The sequence below is a fragment of the Cupriavidus sp. GW821-FHT07C08 genome (genome assembly GCF_059419025.1).
Map to the genome: position 1 here is coordinate 218,268 of NZ_JBWKQZ010000004.1, position 19,221 is coordinate 237,488.

13 protein-coding genes are annotated in these 19,221 nt (G+C 70.0%); 8 read left to right on the forward strand and 5 right to left on the reverse strand.

All coding sequences use genetic code 11. From position 1 onward, the window contains the following. The first annotated feature begins 28 nt into the window (after positions 1-28). Both AC07UK_RS07920 and AC07UK_RS07925 read left to right on the forward strand, forming a co-directional pair. Positions 29-253 (forward strand): DUF2783 domain-containing protein, encoded by a 225-nt coding sequence (locus AC07UK_RS07920; protein ID WP_436223191.1) that lies wholly within the window; start codon positions 29-31, stop codon positions 251-253. 141 nt (positions 254-394) lie between these two features. Further along, positions 395-1,753 (forward strand): MFS transporter, encoded by a 1,359-nt coding sequence (locus AC07UK_RS07925; protein ID WP_436223190.1) that lies wholly within the window; start codon positions 395-397, stop codon positions 1,751-1,753. 55 nt (positions 1,754-1,808) lie between these two features. On the opposite strand, the gene AC07UK_RS07930 is transcribed toward AC07UK_RS07925, so the two are convergent. Then, positions 1,809-2,117 (reverse strand): hypothetical protein, encoded by a 309-nt coding sequence (locus AC07UK_RS07930; RefSeq protein WP_010814535.1) that lies wholly within the window; start codon positions 2,115-2,117, stop codon positions 1,809-1,811. Between the two features lie 173 nt (positions 2,118-2,290). On the opposite strand from AC07UK_RS07930, the gene AC07UK_RS07935 reads away from it, so the two are divergent. Further along, the gene (locus AC07UK_RS07935; RefSeq protein ID WP_316157151.1) at positions 2,291-2,512 is read left to right on the forward strand and encodes a DUF2188 domain-containing protein; all 222 of its coding nucleotides are present in this window, start codon (positions 2,291-2,293) and stop codon (positions 2,510-2,512) included. A gap of 27 nt (positions 2,513-2,539) precedes the next feature. On the opposite strand, the gene AC07UK_RS07940 is transcribed toward AC07UK_RS07935, so the two are convergent. The 4 genes from AC07UK_RS07940 to AC07UK_RS07955 all read right to left on the reverse strand — a co-directional run bounded on the left by AC07UK_RS07940 (position 2,540) and on the right by AC07UK_RS07955 (position 5,288). After that, positions 2,540-3,097: a BON domain-containing protein gene (locus AC07UK_RS07940; RefSeq protein WP_494685589.1), complete on the reverse strand. Its 558-nt coding sequence runs from the start codon at positions 3,095-3,097 to the stop codon at positions 2,540-2,542. A 44-nt stretch (positions 3,098-3,141) separates the two neighbouring features. Next, complete coding sequence (locus AC07UK_RS07945; RefSeq protein WP_494685590.1) at positions 3,142-4,284, reverse strand: flavodoxin family protein; 1,143 nt, start codon at positions 4,282-4,284, stop codon at positions 3,142-3,144. 151 nt (positions 4,285-4,435) lie between these two features. Then, positions 4,436-4,879, reverse strand: a complete 444-nt coding sequence (locus AC07UK_RS07950) for a PA2169 family four-helix-bundle protein (protein WP_153953481.1) — start codon at positions 4,877-4,879, stop codon at positions 4,436-4,438. A gap of 37 nt (positions 4,880-4,916) precedes the next feature. Continuing rightward, the gene (locus tag AC07UK_RS07955; protein ID WP_436223187.1) at positions 4,917-5,288 is read right to left on the reverse strand and encodes a hypothetical protein; all 372 of its coding nucleotides are present in this window, start codon (positions 5,286-5,288) and stop codon (positions 4,917-4,919) included. Positions 5,289-5,630: 342 nt separating this feature from the next. Here AC07UK_RS07955 and AC07UK_RS07960 point away from each other — a divergent pair, with 342 nt between their 5' ends. Genes AC07UK_RS07960 through malQ form a run of 5 tightly spaced genes read left to right on the forward strand, consistent with a single transcriptional unit; the run spans position 5,631 to position 19,178 of the window. Beyond that, positions 5,631-9,047: a maltotransferase domain-containing protein gene (locus AC07UK_RS07960; protein WP_494685591.1), complete on the forward strand. Its 3,417-nt coding sequence runs from the start codon at positions 5,631-5,633 to the stop codon at positions 9,045-9,047. 21 nt (positions 9,048-9,068) lie between these two features. Continuing rightward, positions 9,069-12,434, forward strand: coding sequence for a maltose alpha-D-glucosyltransferase (gene treS, locus AC07UK_RS07965; RefSeq protein WP_494685592.1), 3,366 nt, complete (start codon positions 9,069-9,071; stop codon positions 12,432-12,434). Beyond that, complete coding sequence (gene glgB / locus AC07UK_RS07970; protein ID WP_494685593.1) at positions 12,431-14,701, forward strand: 1,4-alpha-glucan branching protein GlgB; 2,271 nt, start codon at positions 12,431-12,433, stop codon at positions 14,699-14,701. Before treS ends, glgB begins: the two co-directional genes overlap by 4 nt. Further along, the gene (glgX, locus tag AC07UK_RS07975) at positions 14,698-16,932 is read left to right on the forward strand and encodes a glycogen debranching protein GlgX (protein WP_494685594.1); all 2,235 of its coding nucleotides are present in this window, start codon (positions 14,698-14,700) and stop codon (positions 16,930-16,932) included. Before glgB ends, glgX begins: the two co-directional genes overlap by 4 nt. Continuing rightward, entirely contained in the window at positions 16,929-19,178 is a 2,250-nt protein-coding gene (malQ, locus tag AC07UK_RS07980; protein WP_494685595.1) for a 4-alpha-glucanotransferase, read from the forward strand. The genes glgX and malQ overlap by 4 nt, the downstream gene beginning before the upstream one ends. The last annotated feature ends 43 nt before the right edge of the window (positions 19,179-19,221 follow it).

Sequence of the window (19,221 nt, forward strand, 5' to 3'; positions counted from 1 at the left end):
CGGCCAGACCTGCACCGCGGAGACTCATATGCCCAATACGCTCAACACCCAACCCAACCTGGCGCGGCCCGACGACTTCTACGAAGCGCTGATCGAGATGCACCGCGACCTCGACGAGGCGCAAAGCCAGGCCGCCAATGCGCAGCTGATCCTGCTGCTGGCCAACCATATCGGCGACCACGATGTGCTGCTGGCCGCCATGGCCGCCGCGCGCGAAGGCGTGACTGAAATGCCGCCCGCCACGCCCGCCTGACCTGATACAGGCGCGGCACCGCCGCGCCTGTCCTGTTCTTTTCCCAGCACCATCCCGGGCCAACGCGCGCAAGACGCTGCCCGCTGGCGGAACCCTCCGGCTGCCCGCCGCCGCAGCCACCACCGTACGGAGACAACGTTCATGAGCCATCCGGTCTCAGGGGATCTTTCGTCCCTATCCAGCCTGACGTCCCCCACCCTGCCCCCCGCCGCACTGGCTGCGCACGATGAAGATGCGCTCTACCGCAAGGTCTGGCTGCGCATCATCCCGTTCCTGTTCGTCTGCTACGTGGTGTCGTTCCTGGACCGCATCAACATCGGCTTCGCCCAGTTGCAGATGAAGCACGACCTGGGCTTCAGCGACGCCATGTACGGCCTGGGCGCCGCTGTCTTCTACGTCGGCTACGTGCTGTGCGAAGTGCCCAGCAACATGCTGCTGGCGCGCTTTGGCGCGCGGCGCACGTTCACGCGCATCATGGTGCTGTGGGGCCTGGCCTCGGTGGCGATGATGGCCGTCTCCACCCCAACGCAGTTCTATACGCTGCGCTTCCTGCTGGGCGTGTTCGAAGCCGGCTTCTTCCCCGGCATCGTGCTCTACCTGACCTACTGGTTCCCGGCGCGCCGCCGTGCCGCGGTCATGGCGATCTTTTTTGCCGGCGTGGCGGTGGCGGGCGTGCTGGGCGGGCTGGTGTCCGGCTGGATCATGCGCGACATGGCCGGCGTGCTCGGCCTGCAGGGCTGGAAGTGGATGTTTGCGATCGAGGGCGCGCCCGCGGTGCTGCTGGGGCTGGTGGCCGCGCGCTGCCTGGTGGATGGCCCGCAGCAGGCCAGCTGGCTGACCGACGGCGAACGCGCCCACCTGGCGCGCGACACCGCCGCGCAGGCACATGCCGGCGGCCATTCGCTGCAGGCGTTGCGGCAGGTGCTGGGCAACCCGCGCGTGTACCTGTTCGCCTTTATCTATTTTTCGCTGACCTGTGGTTCGCTGGCGCTGAGCTTCTGGATGCCGCTGATGATCCGCGACTTCGGCATCACCGACGTCATGTCGATCAGCCTGTATTCGGTGGTGCCCAATGCCGTGGGGGCGGTCGGCCTGATCCTGATCGCGCGCCATTCCGACCGCACCGGCGAGCGCCACCGCCACTTCGTGCTGTGCACGGCAGGCGGCGCGCTGGCCCTGGCGGCGCTGACGCTGCACCTGCCCAGCCTGGCGGTCATGCTGGCCATCCTGTCGGTGGCCGCGGTGCTGATCTTTGCCGCGCTGCCGGTGTTCTGGTCGCTGCCGCCCAGCTACCTGCCGGGCGCGGGCACGGCCGCCGGCATCGCCTTCATCAGCAGCATTGGCATCACCAGCGGCATCGTCAGCCCGTGGGTGATCGGACAGATCAAGACCCAGACCGGGAGCCTGGACCATGCCCTCTACCTGCTCGCGGCGCTGCTGCTTGCCAGCGGACTGGCCATGTGGCTGGGTGTGCCAAGGCAGCCCGCGCGGCCGGCCTGAACCGGGCCGCAGGCGTCTTCAAAACCGGAATGTCCGCACCCGCGGGGTGCGGCGTTCAGTGGGATCGGCCGCAGGGGATGACGGAGGCGATTTCCTCGCGCATCACCTCGACCACGTCGTCGATCTCCAGCCCTTCGGCCGTGACCAGCACGTCCTGTCCGCGGCCGATCGCGTAGACCACGCCGCGCCAGCGGCCGGGCTCGACGGCCTCGCACAGGCGGATATTGAATTCGGTGTCCTGATCCTGGCTATACACCGTCACCAGGTCGCCCACCTGGGGAGTGCGCACCGCTTCTCCGTCGAACGCCCGGGCCACCACGGTCACCGGCGACTGCGTCAGCCCCCTGGCAAATCTTGCACGCATGGTCCGCTCCTCTTTTTGCGATCCAAGTCCAGCTTACAAGAGGCCGCACAAATAACCAGGGATTTCCATCGAAAAGTGGAACCTGATGCCCTTTGCGGCTGTCAGACGGCGCCGGATAGACAGCGCGCACAGATGCGCCACAATGAAAGCACCGAGTGTCGAGGAGACCCAACATGGGCAGCAACATACACGTCGTGCCGCATGACGAAGGCTGGGATGTGATCCACGAGGGTGCGCGCTATGCGGAATCGCACCACGCCACGCAGGAAGAAGCAGTTGCGGCCGGCACCACGAAGGCGCAGCGCGAGCACGTCGAACTGCTGATCCACGGCCGCGACGGCCAGATCCGCTCGCGCAGCAGCTTCGGCCACGATCCCCGCAACGTGCCGGGCTAACAGCCGGCGCCAGGACCCGACCACAGGTCAGTACATGCGCATGCCGCGGCCAGGATGGGCTTCGGAAGCCCCGGTCCGCGCCACGCGCAGGTGGTTGACCAGGTCCTTCACGCCGAAGGTCTCGTCGGCAATATCCTCGATCCGGTACTTCTGCAGCCGGTCCGGCACACTGCCCTCCAGCGTCACCACACCCTGCTCGACCCGGACTTCGACATCGCTCAGGTCCAGCCGCGCGCTGCGCGAGAGCTGCTCGCACAAGTCTTCGAGAATGCGCTCGTCCGTGCGCTGGTAGTTGCGCGGCCCCACCGGCCGCGGCCCGCCCCGGTAGAGGTCCATGCGCTCGTTGTAGCCGGTGAACTGGCGGTAGGGATCGGCCAGGCCCCGCGTGCGCGGCGCCGGCGCGTCCGGCGGCATGCGCTCCGGCCGCCATTCCCGCGCCCCGCGGCGCCCGCCAGACTCGCCCGGGTCCACCGGCTCGTCATAGTCGTAGACCCCGTAGGCGCCCATATAGTGGCTGCGCATATCGGCTTCAGGCACGGCGCTCTCGTGCCACGGCTGGCCGCGCCAGTTGTCTCTGCGATCCATCGTCGTCTCCGCTAGCCCCGATTCGTCAGTTCGTCTGCATCCTGCTACTTCTGCCGCGGCGGCACCAGTCCGCGGTCCGGCGCGCGCAATTCGCCCTTGCGCAACTGCCGCACCGCACACGCCAGCGCGCGCGCCACGTTGTCCACTTCGCCCTGTACGCCAGGGTCTTCGTCCAGTGCCACGTGGCTGGTGGCATAGGGCTCGTAGTAGCCGATATACCGGTCCAGCCGCGCCTGCGGGCCCGCATCGATCAGGCCCATCCAGTCCAGCCAGTCTGCCAGCGCGCGACGCACGCCCTCGGTGCCAGCCACGTCGCCGTGCACCACCAGTCCGTAGGCGCGCCCGGACAGGTGCTTGGGATAGTCCCAGCCGGACAGCTCCAACGCCTTGGCACGCACCACGTCCTTGCCATGCGTGCTGGTGGGGTCGGGATTGCCGCCGTCGGCACAGACCAGCCGGTCCATCATCAGCTTCAGCGGGCTGGCGGCCTGGTACCAGTACACGGGCGTCACGATCAGCACACCGTGGCAGGCCGCCCAGCGCGGATAGATTTCGTTCATCCAGTCGTTGACCTGGCCCAGCGCATGGTTGGGATAGCAGCTGCACGGCCAGTGGCACAACGGCATTGCCGTCGACACGCACGCCTTGCACGGATGGATGCGCAGGTCGGCATCTGAAGCGAGCTGGCTCAGGTCGAGCAGGTCGACCTCGATGCCGTCCGCCTCCAGCCGTTCCCGTGCGCGCCCGGCCAGGCGCCAGGACTTCGACATCTCGCCCGGGCAGGTGTAGTCGTTGCGCGCCGCGGCGCACACCAGCAGCACGCGCGATGGCGTGGCGGGATCGGCCTGGCGCTGCTGAGCGCTGCGCACGGCCTCGCTGGCGGCGCGCCACTCGTCGGAGAGCTCATAGTCCGGATCGGCATGGCCAGGCCCGGCCTTACGTGTCAGGGGTGCCTTGCGGCCTTCCTGGTAGGCGTCCCAGGCGATGCGTTCGAGGCGGTCCAGCGCCTCATCCTCCTGCCGGTACGCGGGATCCGTGAAGCGCGCAAGAAAGCGCTGGCGGAAAGTGTCGCGCGGCAGCGGGCTGGTCACCTGGCCCTTGCGCACATCTTCCGGGTTGCCGGGATGGCGCGGCGCACGCGGCGCATCGTGCGATGGCCGGGCTGGCTTGGGCGGCTGCTCGGGCATGACGGTCTCCGTACGGGATGCATGTCCCGCAGACATGCAAGATGAGCGCCATCCCCGGGCGGCATGCATTGCGCGCGGCGCCCTGCGTGGCGGCCGGCCGCGCGTGCAATTCGTTCGTTACCTTGTAAGAAATGCGGTCTCGGGCCGGCGGCTACGGGCTTGCCGGCGGCGTCCGGTACTGCTGCTGCAGCACGCGAAACAGCTCGTGGCTGACCTGTACCCCACGGTACTGGCGGCGCACCACGGCGCGCAGGCGCGCGCCCAGCACCTGCGCGCGCAGGGCCCGCGCATAGCGCCGCTGCACGGCGTGCTCGCGCTTGCTGACCGCTTGCAGGATGGACCGGTCCGAGCCGTGCTTGCCGATGGCGCGTCCAGCCGACGCAGCCGAAGCTGCCGTCATGTCGGGCAGCTGCCCCAGGTCAAGCAGGCACGCCTGCAGTTCCCGCGCCGCTTGCGCAAACGCATTGGCGCGGCTGGTGAGCAGCGATTTCAGGTGGGGATTGACGGCGGCCAGCGCTGCGCCGCGGCAGCCAAGCTCGCCTTCGCGCGATGCCGCAATCAGCGCATTGAGCAACAGGATCTTCTTCTTCGCCATGACACATCTGCCCTGGTCCGCGCGCGGACCTGTGAAGTCACCGATCGGGGCCGGCTGCCGCCGGCGGTTGCTCGCTCGCGCCGGACGTGCGCCGCACACCGGGCTCGTGCAAGGATAGCGGCTCGATCCGCGCGCCGCCAGTGGCGGCAAGCGCGCGGTGCGAGGCGGGCGGCCACGCCTTGCGGGCCTCGTGCATGCCGCGCAGGTTCATCGCGATCAGCGCCAGCTGCAGAACGACCAGCGCGTAGGCGCCGCCGTGCCAGCCCCAGGCAATCCACAGCACGTTGCTGACAAGGAAGACCCAGAAACCGGCCCGCCGGCGCGCGGTCCGGCGTGAGCCGACCAGCCAGGTGGCCACCACCGTCACCACCATCGCCGGCCATTGCGCTGCCTCCAGCCACCAGTCCATGCATCTCCTTCCGCGGCCGTCCCACCGTGCCGGGAACAACACGCGCTGCCCGACAGGGGCAAGAAGCGTACCGGCGGGGGCACCGCGCTCCATCGGCCCCACTGCCCTGCGCGTTCTTTCCATCGGCACGGCGCGCACCGGTAGATTTTACAAGCAGTACAGCATCGCGCACATGACGTGCCGCGGCGCTTGCCCTTGAGGCGCCTTGGCCAGGCGCGCAATGGCGACTGGCCGGGCGCGCTGGCACGCACTTCGCATGGCTGTGCCATTCCGCCGGCCGGCCGCGAGGCGCCGGACCGGGATTCTTGTTGCTCCATCGGAGCGAAACACCGGGAGGATTTTGTGCGGATCTGCCAGATCGACCTGAGCGGAACGCCCGATGCCGATGAACACGCGCTCCAGCGCGTGGCGGCACTGGGCTTCGACCACGTACTGATCGGCGGCTGGCCGCACCTGCCCGGCGAAGGCGCTTTCGCGGCTTGCGCCCGGCACGGGCTGGCCCCGCTGCTCGACATCTCACTGGACCGCTATGCGGTCGACCACGCCGACGGCGCCGGGCCAGCTCCCGACCCTGGCTGGGTCGACAGTGCGACCCCAGCCTTCGCCCCACACGAGACCGACAGCCACATCCCCGGCGCGCGCCTGCGCTGGCATGAGCAGCGCGCGGCCGACGCGCTGGTGCAGTGGTGGGCGGCCCGGCTACGCCAGGCCTGGGCGGCGGGCGCGGCAGGGTTCTGCTGCCGTGCGCCGGCACGCGTGCCCGGCCGGCATTGGGCCGCGCTGACCGGCACGCTGCGCAGCGATGCCGTGCCGGCACAGGCGCGCGGTGCACCGTGCTTCCTGGCGTGGACGCCCGGACTGACGCCGGCGCAACTGAATGACCTGGCGCCCGCCGGCTTCGACGCCGCCTTCTGCTCGCTGCCATGGTGGGACTTTCGCAGCCCCTGGCTGACCGAGGAAATCGCGCGGCTGCGCCCGTTTGGCCGGGTGCTTGCCGCCCCCGCGCTGACGCCGGCAAGCCATGACGCGCTCAGCGCGCGGCGTGCCCTGTGGACCGCCGCGGCGATCGGCGACGGCATCCTGGTGCCGGCCGGCTTCGAGATCGGCGGCGCGCTGGCATGCGACCCGCTGGCCGCGGATGGCGCCGTGCATCAGGGCGCGCCGTACGACATCACCCATGAGCTTCTGGAAACCAATACCTGGCTGGCTGCGCGCGATCCGACACCGGCCCTGGCCGTGCGGCTGCTGAGCGGACCCGATGCGCCGCTGACGGTGCTGGCACGGCTGCCTGTGCCGAACGGCGCCTGCGCCCCGCCCGACGCGGCAGGCAACCGTAGCGACCCTGCGGTACCCGATGGCGCCGCCGCCCTGGCAGTGGTACTCAATCCGGACCCCGCTGCGCCCGCCACGCTGGGCGCCGACCGCGTGCTGAGCGCGCTGCCGCACGCCAGCGCACACCTGGAATCGTCACTGGGTGGCCCGGGCGGGACGCTCGATGCCAACCACCGGCTCGATGCGCTGGCCAGCATTACGCTGGCGCCCGCCGATATCCGCCTCTATGAAGTGCCGCCGGTGCCCCTGACGCGGCCCGGCATGCCGGCCGCCGACGCGCGCGCGCCGCACGGCCATGAAACGCTGGCCGCCACTGGCCTGGGCAGCGTGGTGGCCGCGATGGAGGCCCCGCGTATCGCCATCGAGCACGTCGAGCCCGCCTGCAACGAAGGCCGCTTCGCCGTGCGGCGCGTGGTGGGCGAGCGCGTGACCGTCAGTGCCGATATCTGGATGGATGGCCACGACAAGCTTGCCGCTGCGGTGTTGTGGCGTGCGCCGGGCGAGACTGGCTGGCACGAAGCGCCGATGCAGCCCGTGATCAACGACCGCTGGGAAGGCAGCTTCCCGCTGGTGGCGCTGGGCCGCCATGAATTCACGGTCGAGGCCTGGCGCGACACCTTCGCCAGCTGGCTCGACGAGATCGGCAAGAAGCGCGCGGCCGGCCTCAACGTGGCGCTGGAGATCGAGGAAGGCGCGCGGCTGGTGGCCGATGCGCTGCTGCAGCCTGCCAGGAACGGGAAGCAGGGCAATGGCAGCAAGGACAACCGGAAAGTACCCACGAACAGCGAGCTCTCGGCCATCGTCGACGAACTGACCACCGCTGCCGGCGATGACGCCCGCCGGCAGGAGATCCTGCTGTCGCCACGCACGGCGGCCACGATGCAGGCAGTGATGGCAACCCCGGCGGGGCGCCCGTTTGCCTCGCGTCATCCGGTGGCCATGCCGGTCGAGGCCGATCGCCTGGCCGCACGCTACGCCAGCTGGTACGAGCTGTTCCCGCGCTCGCAAAGCAACGACGAGACCCGCCACGGCACCTTCGACGATGTCATCGCCAGGCTGCCCGCCATTCGCGCGATGGGCTTCGACGTGCTCTACTTCACGCCGATCCACCCGATCGGCCGCACCCACCGCAAGGGCCGCAACAACAGCCTGCGTGCCGAGCCGGGCGATCACGGCAGCCCCTACGCCATCGGCGGCAAGGAAGGCGGCCACGATGCGCTGCATCCCGAGCTCGGCACCTTTGAAGACTTCCGCCGCCTGCGCGACGCGGCGGCCAGACATGGCCTGGAGCTGGCACTGGACTTCGCCATCCAGTGCTCGCCCGACCATCCGTGGCTGCGCGACCACCCGGAATGGTTCGCACACCGCCCCGACGGTTCGCTGCGCTATGCCGAGAACCCGCCCAAGAAATACGAGGACATCGTCAACGTCGATTTCTACGCCGCGGCGCCCGCGGGCGCCGCGCTATGGCAGGCCCTGCGCGACGTGGTGATGTTCTGGGCCGATCAGGGCGTACGCATCTTCCGTGTGGACAACCCGCACACCAAGCCGCTGCCGTTCTGGGAGTGGATGATCGCCGACGTGCGCGCGCGCCACCCCGACACCATCTTCCTGGCCGAGGCCTTTACCCGGCCGAAGATGATGGCGCGGCTGGCCAAGCTGGGCTTCAGCCAGTCATACACGTACTTCACCTGGCGCAATGCCAAGTGGGAACTGACCGAATACCTGACCGAGCTGACGCAAAGCCCGCTGCGCGACTTCTTCCGCCCGCACTTCTTCGTCAACACGCCTGACATCAACCCCTACTTCCTGCACCAGGGCGGGCGCCCCGCGTTCCTGATCCGCGCGGCGCTGGCCACGCTGCTGTCGGGGCTGTGGGGCATGTACAGCGGCTTCGAGCTGTGCGAGAGCGCGCCCTTTGTGCTGGACGGCAAGGTGCGCGAGGAATACCTCGATTCCGAGAAATATCAGCTGCGCGTGCGCGACTGGCAGCAGCCCGGCAATATCGTTGCGGAGATCTCACGGCTCAACGAGATCCGCGCCGGGCACCCGGCGCTGCAGAACCACCTGGGGCTGCGCTTCTACCATGCCGGCAGCGACGCGGTGCTGTGGTTCGCGCGCTTCATGCCGGGCACCGACTACCTGTTCGGCGACGACGTGCTGCTGGCCGCGATCAACCTGGACCCGCGCACGGCGCACGAGGCCGATATCGAAATCCCGTTGTGGGAATGGGGGCTGCCCGACCAGGCCGGCCTGGCGGTGCACGACCTGATGCAGGGCCGGCGCTTCGAGCTGCGCGGCAAGCACCAGCGCATCCGACTCGATCCGGGGCAACTGCCCTTCTCGGTCTGGCATGTGCGCCCGCTGGAGCGTCCCGCCCCCCGCCCACCCGCAGCGCCGGCCTCGACCGACCCGCACGGCGCCTGACAGGGATACGTGGAGACACGGATGAAACGCCTTACCGAAACCGGCAGTGCCGACCTGCTCAACGCCGATCCGCTCTGGTACAAGGACGCGGTCATCTACCAGCTCCACATCAAGTCCTTCTACGACGCCAACGGCGATGGCGTGGGCGATTTTGCCGGGCTGCTGGCCAAGCTCGACTACCTAGTCAACCTGGGCGTGGACACCGTCTGGCTGCTGCCGTTCTACCCGTCGCCGCGACGCGACGACGGCTACGACATCGCCGACTACCGCAATGTCCATCCCGACTACGGCACGCTGGCCGAGGCCAGGCGCTTCGTGGCGGCGGCCCATGCACGCGGGCTGCGCGTGATCACCGAACTGGTGATCAACCACACCTCGGACCAGCACCCCTGGTTCCAGCGCGCGCGCAAGGCCAAGCCCGGCTCTGCCGCGCGCCGGTACTACGTGTGGTCCGACCACGACCAGTCCTACGCGGGCACCCGCATCATCTTCTGCGATACCGAGAAATCCAACTGGAGCTGGGACCCGGTGGCCGGCGCCTACTTCTGGCACCGCTTCTACTCGCACCAGCCGGACCTGAACTTCGACAACCCGCAGGTGCTCAATGAAGTGCTGTCGGTGATGCGCTTCTGGCTCGACATGGGCATCGATGGCCTGCGCCTGGACGCCGTGCCCTACCTGGTCGAGCGCGAGGGCACCAGCAACGAGAACCTGCCGGAGACACACGCGGTCATCCGCCATATCCGCGCCCACCTGGACCAGCACTTCCGCGGGCGCATGCTGCTGGCCGAAGCCAATATGTGGCCCGAGGACGCGCAGCAGTACTTCGGCCTGACCGGGCCCGAGCCGGAGGGCGACGAATGCCACATGGCCTTCCACTTCCCGCTGATGCCGCGCATGTACATGGCGATCGCCCGCGAAGACCGCTTCCCGATCACCGACATCATGCGCCAGACGCCGGAGGTGCCGCCCAACTGCCAGTGGGCCATCTTCCTGCGCAACCATGACGAACTGACGCTGGAGATGGTGACCAGCAGCGAGCGCGACTACCTGTGGGAGGTCTACGCCACCGACCGGCGCGCGCGCATCAACCTGGGCATCCGCCGCCGGCTGGCGCCGCTGATGGAACGCGACCGCCGCCGCATCGAGCTGATGAACAGCCTGCTGTTCTCGATGCCGGGCACGCCGGTGATCTACTACGGCGACGAGATCGGCATGGGCGACAACATCCACCTGGGCGACCGCGACGGCGTGCGCACGCCGATGCAGTGGTCGCCCGACCGCAACGGCGGCTTCTCGCACGCCGACCCCGAGCGCCTGGTGCTGCCGCCGCTGCAAGGCCCGCTGTATGGCTACGAGGCCGTCAACGTCGAGGCGCAGGCGCGCGACCCGCATTCGCTGCTGAACTGGATGCGGCGCATGCTGGCGCTGCGGCGCAAGCACCACGCCTTTGGCCGCGGCACGCTGCGCTTCCTGTTTCCCGGCAACCGCAAGATCCTGGCCTACCTGCGCGAATACGAGGACGAGCACATCCTGTGCGTGGCCAACCTGTCGCGCGCGCCGCAGGCGGTTGAGCTGGACCTGTCTGCCTTCAACGCCCGCGTGCCGGTGGAGATGATGGGCGCCACGCCGTTCCCGGCCATCGGCACGCTGACCTACCTGCTGACGCTGCCGCCCTATGGCTTCTACTGGTTCGTGCTCAGCGACGAGGCCCAGCCGCCGTCGTGGCACGTGGAGGCGCCTGAGCAAATGCCAGACCAGATCACCCTTGTGATGCAGAGCATTGGCCGGCCGGAGCTGACCGACGCCTCGCGCCGCATCATGGCCAGCGATGTGCTGCCGCACTACATCGGCCGGCGCCGCTGGTTCGGCGCCAAGCATGAGCGCATCGAGCGCATCGAGCTGGCCTATGTGCTGCCATTTGCGCGCGGCAGCAGCGGCGAGGATGTCTACCTGGGCGAGGTCGAGGTGGTCCTGCCTGGCCGCACCGAACGCTACCAGCTGCCGCTGGGCATCCTGTGGGACCGGGAGAGCGCCGACAGCGTGTCGCAGCTGGCACATGGCCTGTCGATGGCGCGTGTGCGCCAGGGCAGCCGCGTGGGGCTGGCCACCGACGGCTTCGTGGTCGAGCCCTTTGCGCGCGAGGTGGTGCGCGCGCTGCGCAATGACGTGCAGATGCATGCCGGGAACGACATCATCCACTTCCGCGCCGAGCCCGGCTTGGCAGCGCTGGAACTGAAGCTGGAGCTCGACCCGATCGAATACATGTCGGCCGAGCAGTCCAACAGCTCGCTGTCTTACAACAACACCGCCGTGCTCAAAATGGTGCGCCGGGTCTCTGGCGGCATCCACCCCGAGGCCGAGATGACGCGCTACCTGACCGCGCAAGCCTATGCGCACGCGGCGCCGCTGCTGGGCGAGGTGGTGCGCACCGGGCCGGATGGCGTGCCGCATACGCTGATGCTGCTGCAGGGCTATGTCCTGAACCAGGGCAATGGCTGGGACTGGACCCTGGACTACCTGGGCCGCGCCATCGATGACGCGCTGCCCTCGCAGGAGAGCGAGGACGAGTTTGCCGAGGCCATGAACGGCTACTCCGCGCTGGCTGGCACGCTCGGCCGCCGGCTGGCCGAGCTCCATGCGGTGCTGGCACGGCCCACCGGCGACGACGCCTTCGCGCCGTTGCCGGCCACCGAAGGCGATGCGCGCGCGTGGGCCGAGCAAGCCATGCGTGCGCTGCAGCGCGCGCTGACGCGGCTGGAGTCTGCGCCCGCCACCGTGCCGGGACCGGTGCGCCAGGCCTTCGAGGCCGACGTGCAGACCCTGATGGCCGCGCGCGACGCGCTGCCCGCGCTGGTCGAACAGCTCGCCGCCGCCGCGCCGGGCAGCCTGCAGACGCGCATCCACGGCGACTTCCACCTGGGCCAGGTGCTGATTGCGCAGAACGATACCTACCTGGTCGACTTCGAGGGCGAGCCCGGCCTGCCGCTGGACTGGCGCCGGCGCAAGACCTCGCCGTTGCGCGATGTGGCCGGGCTGCTGCGCTCGCTGGACTACGCCGCGGCCACGGTCGGCACCGACCGCCAGGAGCGCACCCACAGCGAACTGCCGCCGCAGCTGGCCGAACGCCGCGCGGTGCTGCTGGAGCGCTTCCGTACCACCGCCAGCGAAGCCTTCCTGAACTGCTACCACCAGCACATGCAGGACTCGGGCACACCCTGGGTCGCGCCCGACCAGCTGCAGCCGTTGCTGGACCTGTTCCTGCTGGAACGGGCGGCCTATGAGGTCGACTACGAAGCCGCCAACCGCGTGGCGTGGATCGACCTGCCGGTCAGCGGCCTGGCGCGCCTGCTGCGCAAGCTGCTGGCGCCGGGAGACCAGCCATGACCCCCGCCCACGGTACGCAGCCTGGCATGCTGCCGGGCCACGAGCTCGAGGCCCTGCTCGGTGCCCGCCACCAGGACCCGTTTGCCGTGCTGGGTCCGCACCCTGACGGCGATGGCACGCTGGTGCGCGCCTGCCTGCCGGGGGCGGCGTCGGCGCAGCTGACCGATGCGGGCGGCACGCCACTGGCGGAGATGGCGCGGCTGCATGGCGGCGGCGTCTTCGCCGCGCGGCTGCCGCGCGAATACAAGGGCAGTGCGCCCGATTACCGGCTGCGCGTGCAATGGTCCGACGGCAGCGGGCAGTGCAGCGCCGACCCTTACGCCTTTGGCCTGCTGCTGGGCGAGCTGGACCTGCACCTGATCGCCGAGGGCCGCCACTTCGAGCTGGGCGCCTGCCTGGGTGCCCAGTGCCAACGCGTGGACGGCATCGACGGCGTGCGCTTTGCCGTGTGGGCGCCGAACGCGCAGCGGGTCTCGGTGATCGCTGACTTCAACGGCTGGCACCCGGCGCGGCACCCGATGCGGCTGCGACACCCCAGCGGCATCTGGGAACTGTTCATCCCCGCCGCGCTGGGCGCGCAGCCCGGCAGCCGCTACAAGTACGACCTGCTCGACCCGCACGGCACCGAGCTGCCGGACAAGGCCGACCCGCTCGCGCTGGCCACCGAGGCACCCCCCGCCACCGCCTCGGTGGTGGCCGGACCGGACCAGGGCGCGCCCCCCTTCGCCTGGCATGACGCCGACTGGATGGCGCGCCGCGGCGCCGCTGATCCCTATGCCGCGCCGATGTCCGTCTATGAGATCCATGCCCTGTCGTGGTTGCAGGCGGCCAACGACCCGCAACGCGGCTGGGACATCCTGGCCGAGCGGCTGGTGCCGTACGTGCAGGAACTGGGCTTTACCCATATCGAACTGCTGCCCATCACCGAGCACCCGTTTGGCGGCTCCTGGGGCTACCAGCCGCTGTCGCTGTACGCGCCCACCGCGCGGCTGGGGCCGCCGCAGGCCTTCGCCGCGTTTATCGACCGCTGCCACCAGGCCGGCATCGGCGTGATCCTGGACTGGGTGCCCGCGCACTTCCCGACCGATCCGCACGGGCTGGCTCGCTTCGACGGCACCGCGCTCTATGAGCACGAGGACCCGCGCGAAGGCTTCCACCAGGACTGGAACACCCTGATCTACAACCTCGGCCGCAACGAGGTGCGCGGCTTCCTGCTGGCCGGCGCGCTGCACTGGCTGGAGCACTTCCATGCCGACGGCCTGCGCGTGGACGCGGTGGCATCCATGCTCTACCGCGACTACAGCCGCGAGCCCGGCCAGTGGGTGCCGAACCGTTTCGGCGGCCGGGAAAACCTGGAAGCCGTCGACTTCCTGCGCGAACTGAACGCCGTGGTCCACGAACGCTGCCCCGGTGCGCTGACCATCGCCGAAGAATCCACCGCGTGGCCGGGCGTGACCGCCAGCGTCGCCAGCGGCGGGCTTGGCTTCGACTTCAAGTGGAACATGGGCTGGATGCATGACACGCTGCACTATCTCGGGCACGAGCCGGTCCATCGCGCCTGGCACCACCAGGACATGACGTTCGGGCTGGTCTATGCGTGGTCCGAGGCCTTCGTGCTGCCGCTGTCGCATGACGAAGTGGTGCACGGCAAGGGCTCGATGATCGGCAAGGTGCCCGGCGACGAGTGGCAGCGTTTTGCCGGCCTGCGCGCCTACTACGGCTTCATGTGGGCGCACCCGGGCAAGAAGCTGCTGTTCATGGGCGGCGAGCTGGCGCAGTGGCAGGAATGGAACCACGATGCCGAGCTTGACTGGGCCTTGCTGGACCACCCCATGCACCGCGGCGTGCACACGCTGGTGCGTGACCTGAACCGCCTCTACCGTGAGCTGCCCGCGCTGCATGCGCTGGATCACCGCCCGGAAGGCTTCCATTGGGTAGTGGGCGACGACAACCACAACAGCGTGTTCGCGTGGCTGCGCCGCGCGGGCCCATACAGCCGCGAGGTGGTACTGGTGGTGGTCAACATGACCCCGGTGCCGCGCCATGGCTACCGGCTCGGGGTGCCGTACGCCGGCGCCTGGCAGGAATGCCTGAATACCGATGCCGCCGTGTATGGCGGCAGCAATGTCGGCAACGGCGGCGCGGTAGCGGCAGTGGACGTGCCTTCGCACGGGCAACCGGCTTCGCTCGCGCTGACGCTGCCGCCGCTGGCCACGCTGGTGCTGCGCTTCGATCCGGGTGGCGGCATCCAGGGCGCATCGACATGAGCCGCCAGTTCGCGGACCGGCTGCTGCCGGGCAAACCGTATCCCCTCGGGGCCCACTGGGACGGCCTGGGTGTCAATTTCGCGGTGTTCTCGGCCCATGCCTCGCGCATCGACCTGTGCCTGTTCTCCGACAACGGGCGCAAGGAGCTCGCGCGCCTGCGGCTGCCGGAATGCACCGACGAGATCTGGCACGGCTACCTGCCCAATGCGGCGCTCGGCACGTTGTACGGCTACCGCGCGCACGGCCCCTACGATCCCGCGCATGGCCACCGCTTCAACCCGCACAAGCTGCTGCTGGACCCATATGCGCGCCAGTTGAGCGGCCCGGTGCGCTGGTCCGATGCGCTGTTCGGCTACCGCCTGCAGAGTGCGCGCGGCGACCTGACACCGGATCGCCGCGACAGCGCCCCAACCATGCCCAAGGCAGTGGTGGTCGACGAAAGCTTCCACTGGGGCGACGACCGCCCGCCCGCGGTGCCGTGGCCGTCCACCGTCATCTATGAAGCCCACCTGCGTGGGCTGTCGATGCTGCGCGACGACCTGCTGCCCAACCTGCGCGGTTCCTTCGCCGCGCTGTGCGACCCGCGCTTTATCGACCACCTGGTGCAGCTCGGCATCACCACCGTCGAGCTGCTGCCGGTCCACGCCATCCTGCAGGACCGCTTCCTGCTGGAGCGCGGACTGCGCAACTACTGGGGCTACAACACCATGGCGTACTTCGCGCCCGAGCCCGCCTACCTGGGCACCGGGCAACTGCAGGAATTCAAGGTGGCGATGCGGCGCCTGCACGCGGCCGGCATCGAAGTGGTCCTGGACGTGGTCTACAACCATACCTGCGAGGGCAACGCGCTGGGGCCGACGGTGTCGTGGCGCGGGCTGGACAACGCCAGCTACTACCGGCTGGTGCCGGGCGACGAGCGCCACTACATCAACGATACCGGCTGCGGCAATACACTCAACCTGTCGCATCCGCGCGTGCTGCAGATGGTGATGGACTCGTTGCGCTACTGGGTGCAGTGCTACCACGTCGATGGCTTCCGCTTCGACCTGGGCACCACCCTCGGGCGCGAGGGCAATGGCTTCGATGCGGGCTCGGGCTTTTTCGATGCGCTGATGCAGGACCCGGTGCTGAGCCGCGTCAAGCTGATCTCCGAGCCGTGGGACCTGGGCCCGGGCGGCTACCAGCTTGGCAACCACCCGCCCGGCTTTGCCGAGTGGAACGACAAGTTCCGCGACGTGGCGCGCCGCTTCTGGCGCGGCGACGCCGGCCACCGCGGCGAACTGGCGGCGCGGCTGGCGGCCTCGGCCGACCTCTTCGACCGCCGCCACCGGCGCCCGTGGGCCAGCATCAACTTCATCACCGCGCACGACGGCTTCACGCTGGCCGACCTGGTCAGCTACAGCAGCAAGCACAACGAGGCCAACGGCGAAGACAACCGCGACGGCACCGACGACAATGCCAGCGCCAACTGGAGCCCCGACGGCAGCGTCGAAGGCCCCACCGACGACCCCGCCATCCTGGCCTGCCGCGCGCGCGTGGCGCAGGCGCTGATGGCCACGCTGCTGCTGTCGCAGGGCACCCCGATGCTGACCGCCGGCGATGAATGGGGCCGCAGCCAGCAAGGCAACAACAACGCCTACTGCCAGGACGACGAGATCTCGTGGCTGGACTGGAAGCAGGCCCAGACGCCCGGCGCGCAGCCGCTGCAGCACATGGTGCGCCGCCTGCTGGGCCTGCGCCGGCGGCTGCACTCGCTGGCCGGCGACCGCTTCGCGCACGGGCGCGAGGAGCCGGCGCGGGGCATTGCCGATATAGCCTGGTTCGATACCGACGGCAAGCCGCCCACGCCCGAGGAATGGGCCGACCCGGAGATCCGCACGCTCGCGCTGCGGCGCGCGGCAGCGCCGCCCCAACCGGAGCGTGCGCAGCTGGGCTCGCTGGCACAAGAGGAGGAGACCGATGCCGACACCGTGCAGGTGACCTTGCTGCTGCTCAACGCCGGCGATGCCGATGCCTCCTTCCTGCTGCCCGAGCCCGCGCTGGCCTGGACGCTGCTGTTCGACAGCAGCCGGCCCGACGCCACCGAGGCCGAACTCGCGGGTGAGGCGGTCGCCGACAGCCAGGTGGTGGCGGGCCACTCGCTGGTGCTGCTGGCGGCCCAGGCCCGCAGCCGCCAGAGCGCGCCCCAGGAAAGCCCGCCCCTGGGCGCGCCGCAGGAGGCACAAGCGTGAGCCGGCGCGCCACCCGCCACGACGCGCCCACGCCGCTGCATGCGCTGGCGCTGCGCGCCGGCTTGCTGCCCCGGTGGACGGATGCCTGGAACCAGCCCCAGACTGTCTCCGACGCCGCGCTGCGGCGCGTGCTGGACGGCCTGGGCCTGCCCGGCGCCACCACTGGCCAGTGCGAAGCGTCGCGCGCGTGGCTTGCCTCCGATGACGCCGCGCATGCACTGCCGCCGCTGGTCACCGCCGAGCGCGGCAAGCCGGTGGCGGTGCCGTGGCCGCATACCCTGCCGCAGCGGCCCTACCGGCTGACGCTGGAAGACGGCGCCATCGTCACCGGCACCGCGGTGCGTGGCAACGATGACAGCGCGCGCAACAGCGACGGCACCATGCTGCTGCCTGCCATCGACGTATGCGGCTACCACCGCCTGGAACTGGGCGATGCGCACACCGTGCTGGCGATCGCGCCGCCGCGCTGCTACGGCGTTGCCGATGCGCTGCGGCACGCCGGCCGCGCGGGCGAACTGAGCCGGCCCTGGGGCCTGGCAGTGCAGCTCTACGGCCTGCGCCGCGGCGCGCCCTGCGGCATGGGCGACCTGAGCGCGCTGGCGCAGTGCTGCATCAGCGCGGCCGGCGCCAGCGCCGACGCGGTGGCCATCAACCCGCTGCACGCCGGCTTTGCCGCCCTGCCCAAGCGCTATAGCCCGTATGCGCCGTCCAGCCGCCTGTTCCTGAATCCGCTCTATGCCGACCCCGCCGTGCAATTCGGGCAGGCCGCGGTAGACTGGGCCGTCGCCGCGCTCGGCGCAGGCGAGGCGCTGCAAGCGCTGGAAGCCCGCAGCGAGATCGACTGGATCAGGCTGACACCGCTGCGCTACGCCATCCTGCGGTGGCTATGGGAGCACAGCGAAGCGCTGCTGCCGCGCGCGGCGCTCGATGACTGCGCCGCCTTTCGCGCGCGCGGCGGCACCGCGTTGCACGCGCACGCCTGCTACGAAGCCATCCAGGCCCGGCGGCTGGCCGACAGCGCCAACGGCTTGAACCACAACGCCGCGCCTGACTGGCGCTGCTGGCCGGTCACGCTGCGCTCGCCCGACGATGCCGCCGTGGCGGCCTTTGCACAGGCCCATGCCGATGAGGTCGCCTACCACGCTTTCCTGCAATGGATTGCCGCCGACGGCATGGCACGCGCGCAGCGTGCGGCGCGCGGCGCGGGCATGGCGGTCGGCATCGTTTCCGACCTGGCGGTGGGCGCCGACCCTGGCGGCAGCCAGGCCTGGACGCGGCAACAGGAGATCCTGGCCGGCTTCCACGCAGGCGCGCCGCCGGACCTGTACAACCCGCTCGGGCAGGACTGGGGCGTGGCGGTGTTCTCGCCGCGCGGGCTGCGCCACCGCGGCTATGCGGCCTTCCTGGAGATGCTGCGCGCCAACCTGGCCCATGCCGGCGGGCTGCGCATCGACCATGTGCTGGGGCTGGCACGCATGTGGCTGGTGCCGGCCGGTGCCCCGGCCAGTGAAGGCGCCTACCTGCGCTATCCGCTGCAGGACCTGCTGCGGCTGGTGGCGTTGGAATCATGGCGGCACCGCGCGATCATCATCGGCGAAAACCTGGGCACGGTGCCGCCGGAGCTGAATGCGGCGCTGTCGGCCCGTGGCGTGCTGGGCATCGATGTGCTGTGGTTCCAGCGCGAAGAGAGCACGCCAGCCGATGCCGCGGAAGCAGCTCAGCGGGTGCCCGCCCCTGCGCCCGACACCGTGCCGGCCTTCCTGCCTCCCGCAGCCTGGCCGCCCGATGCCGTCGCCACCACCTCGACGCACGACCTCCCCACAGTCACCGGCTGGTGGGCCGGCCGTGACCTAGCGTGGCGCGACCGGCTGCACCTGCTGGCGCCCGGCGAAACCCTGGCAGCGATGCAAGCCGGCCGTGCGCGCGAGCGCGGCGCGCTCTGGCAGGCGCTGTGCGAAGCGGGGCTGTGCAGCGGCGCCGTGCCGGGCCCTGCCCATGCCCCGCTCGATGCCGTGCTGGCGTGGCTGGGCACGGCGCGCACCGCCATGCGCCTGGTGCCGCTGGAAGACCTGCTGGGCGAGGCCGAGCAGCCCAACCTGCCCGGCACCACCAGCGTCCATCCCAACTGGCAGCGCCGGCTCGATGCCGATGTACGTGCGCTGTTCGATACCCCGGTGGTGCGGGCGCGGGCCGACGCCTTGCGCGGCGGCCGGCACGGCGCACGCCATCCGCCGCCACGCGCGTAGCCACCGGTCGCCCGCAATAAGTGCCGCCTGCAAGACCAGCGCC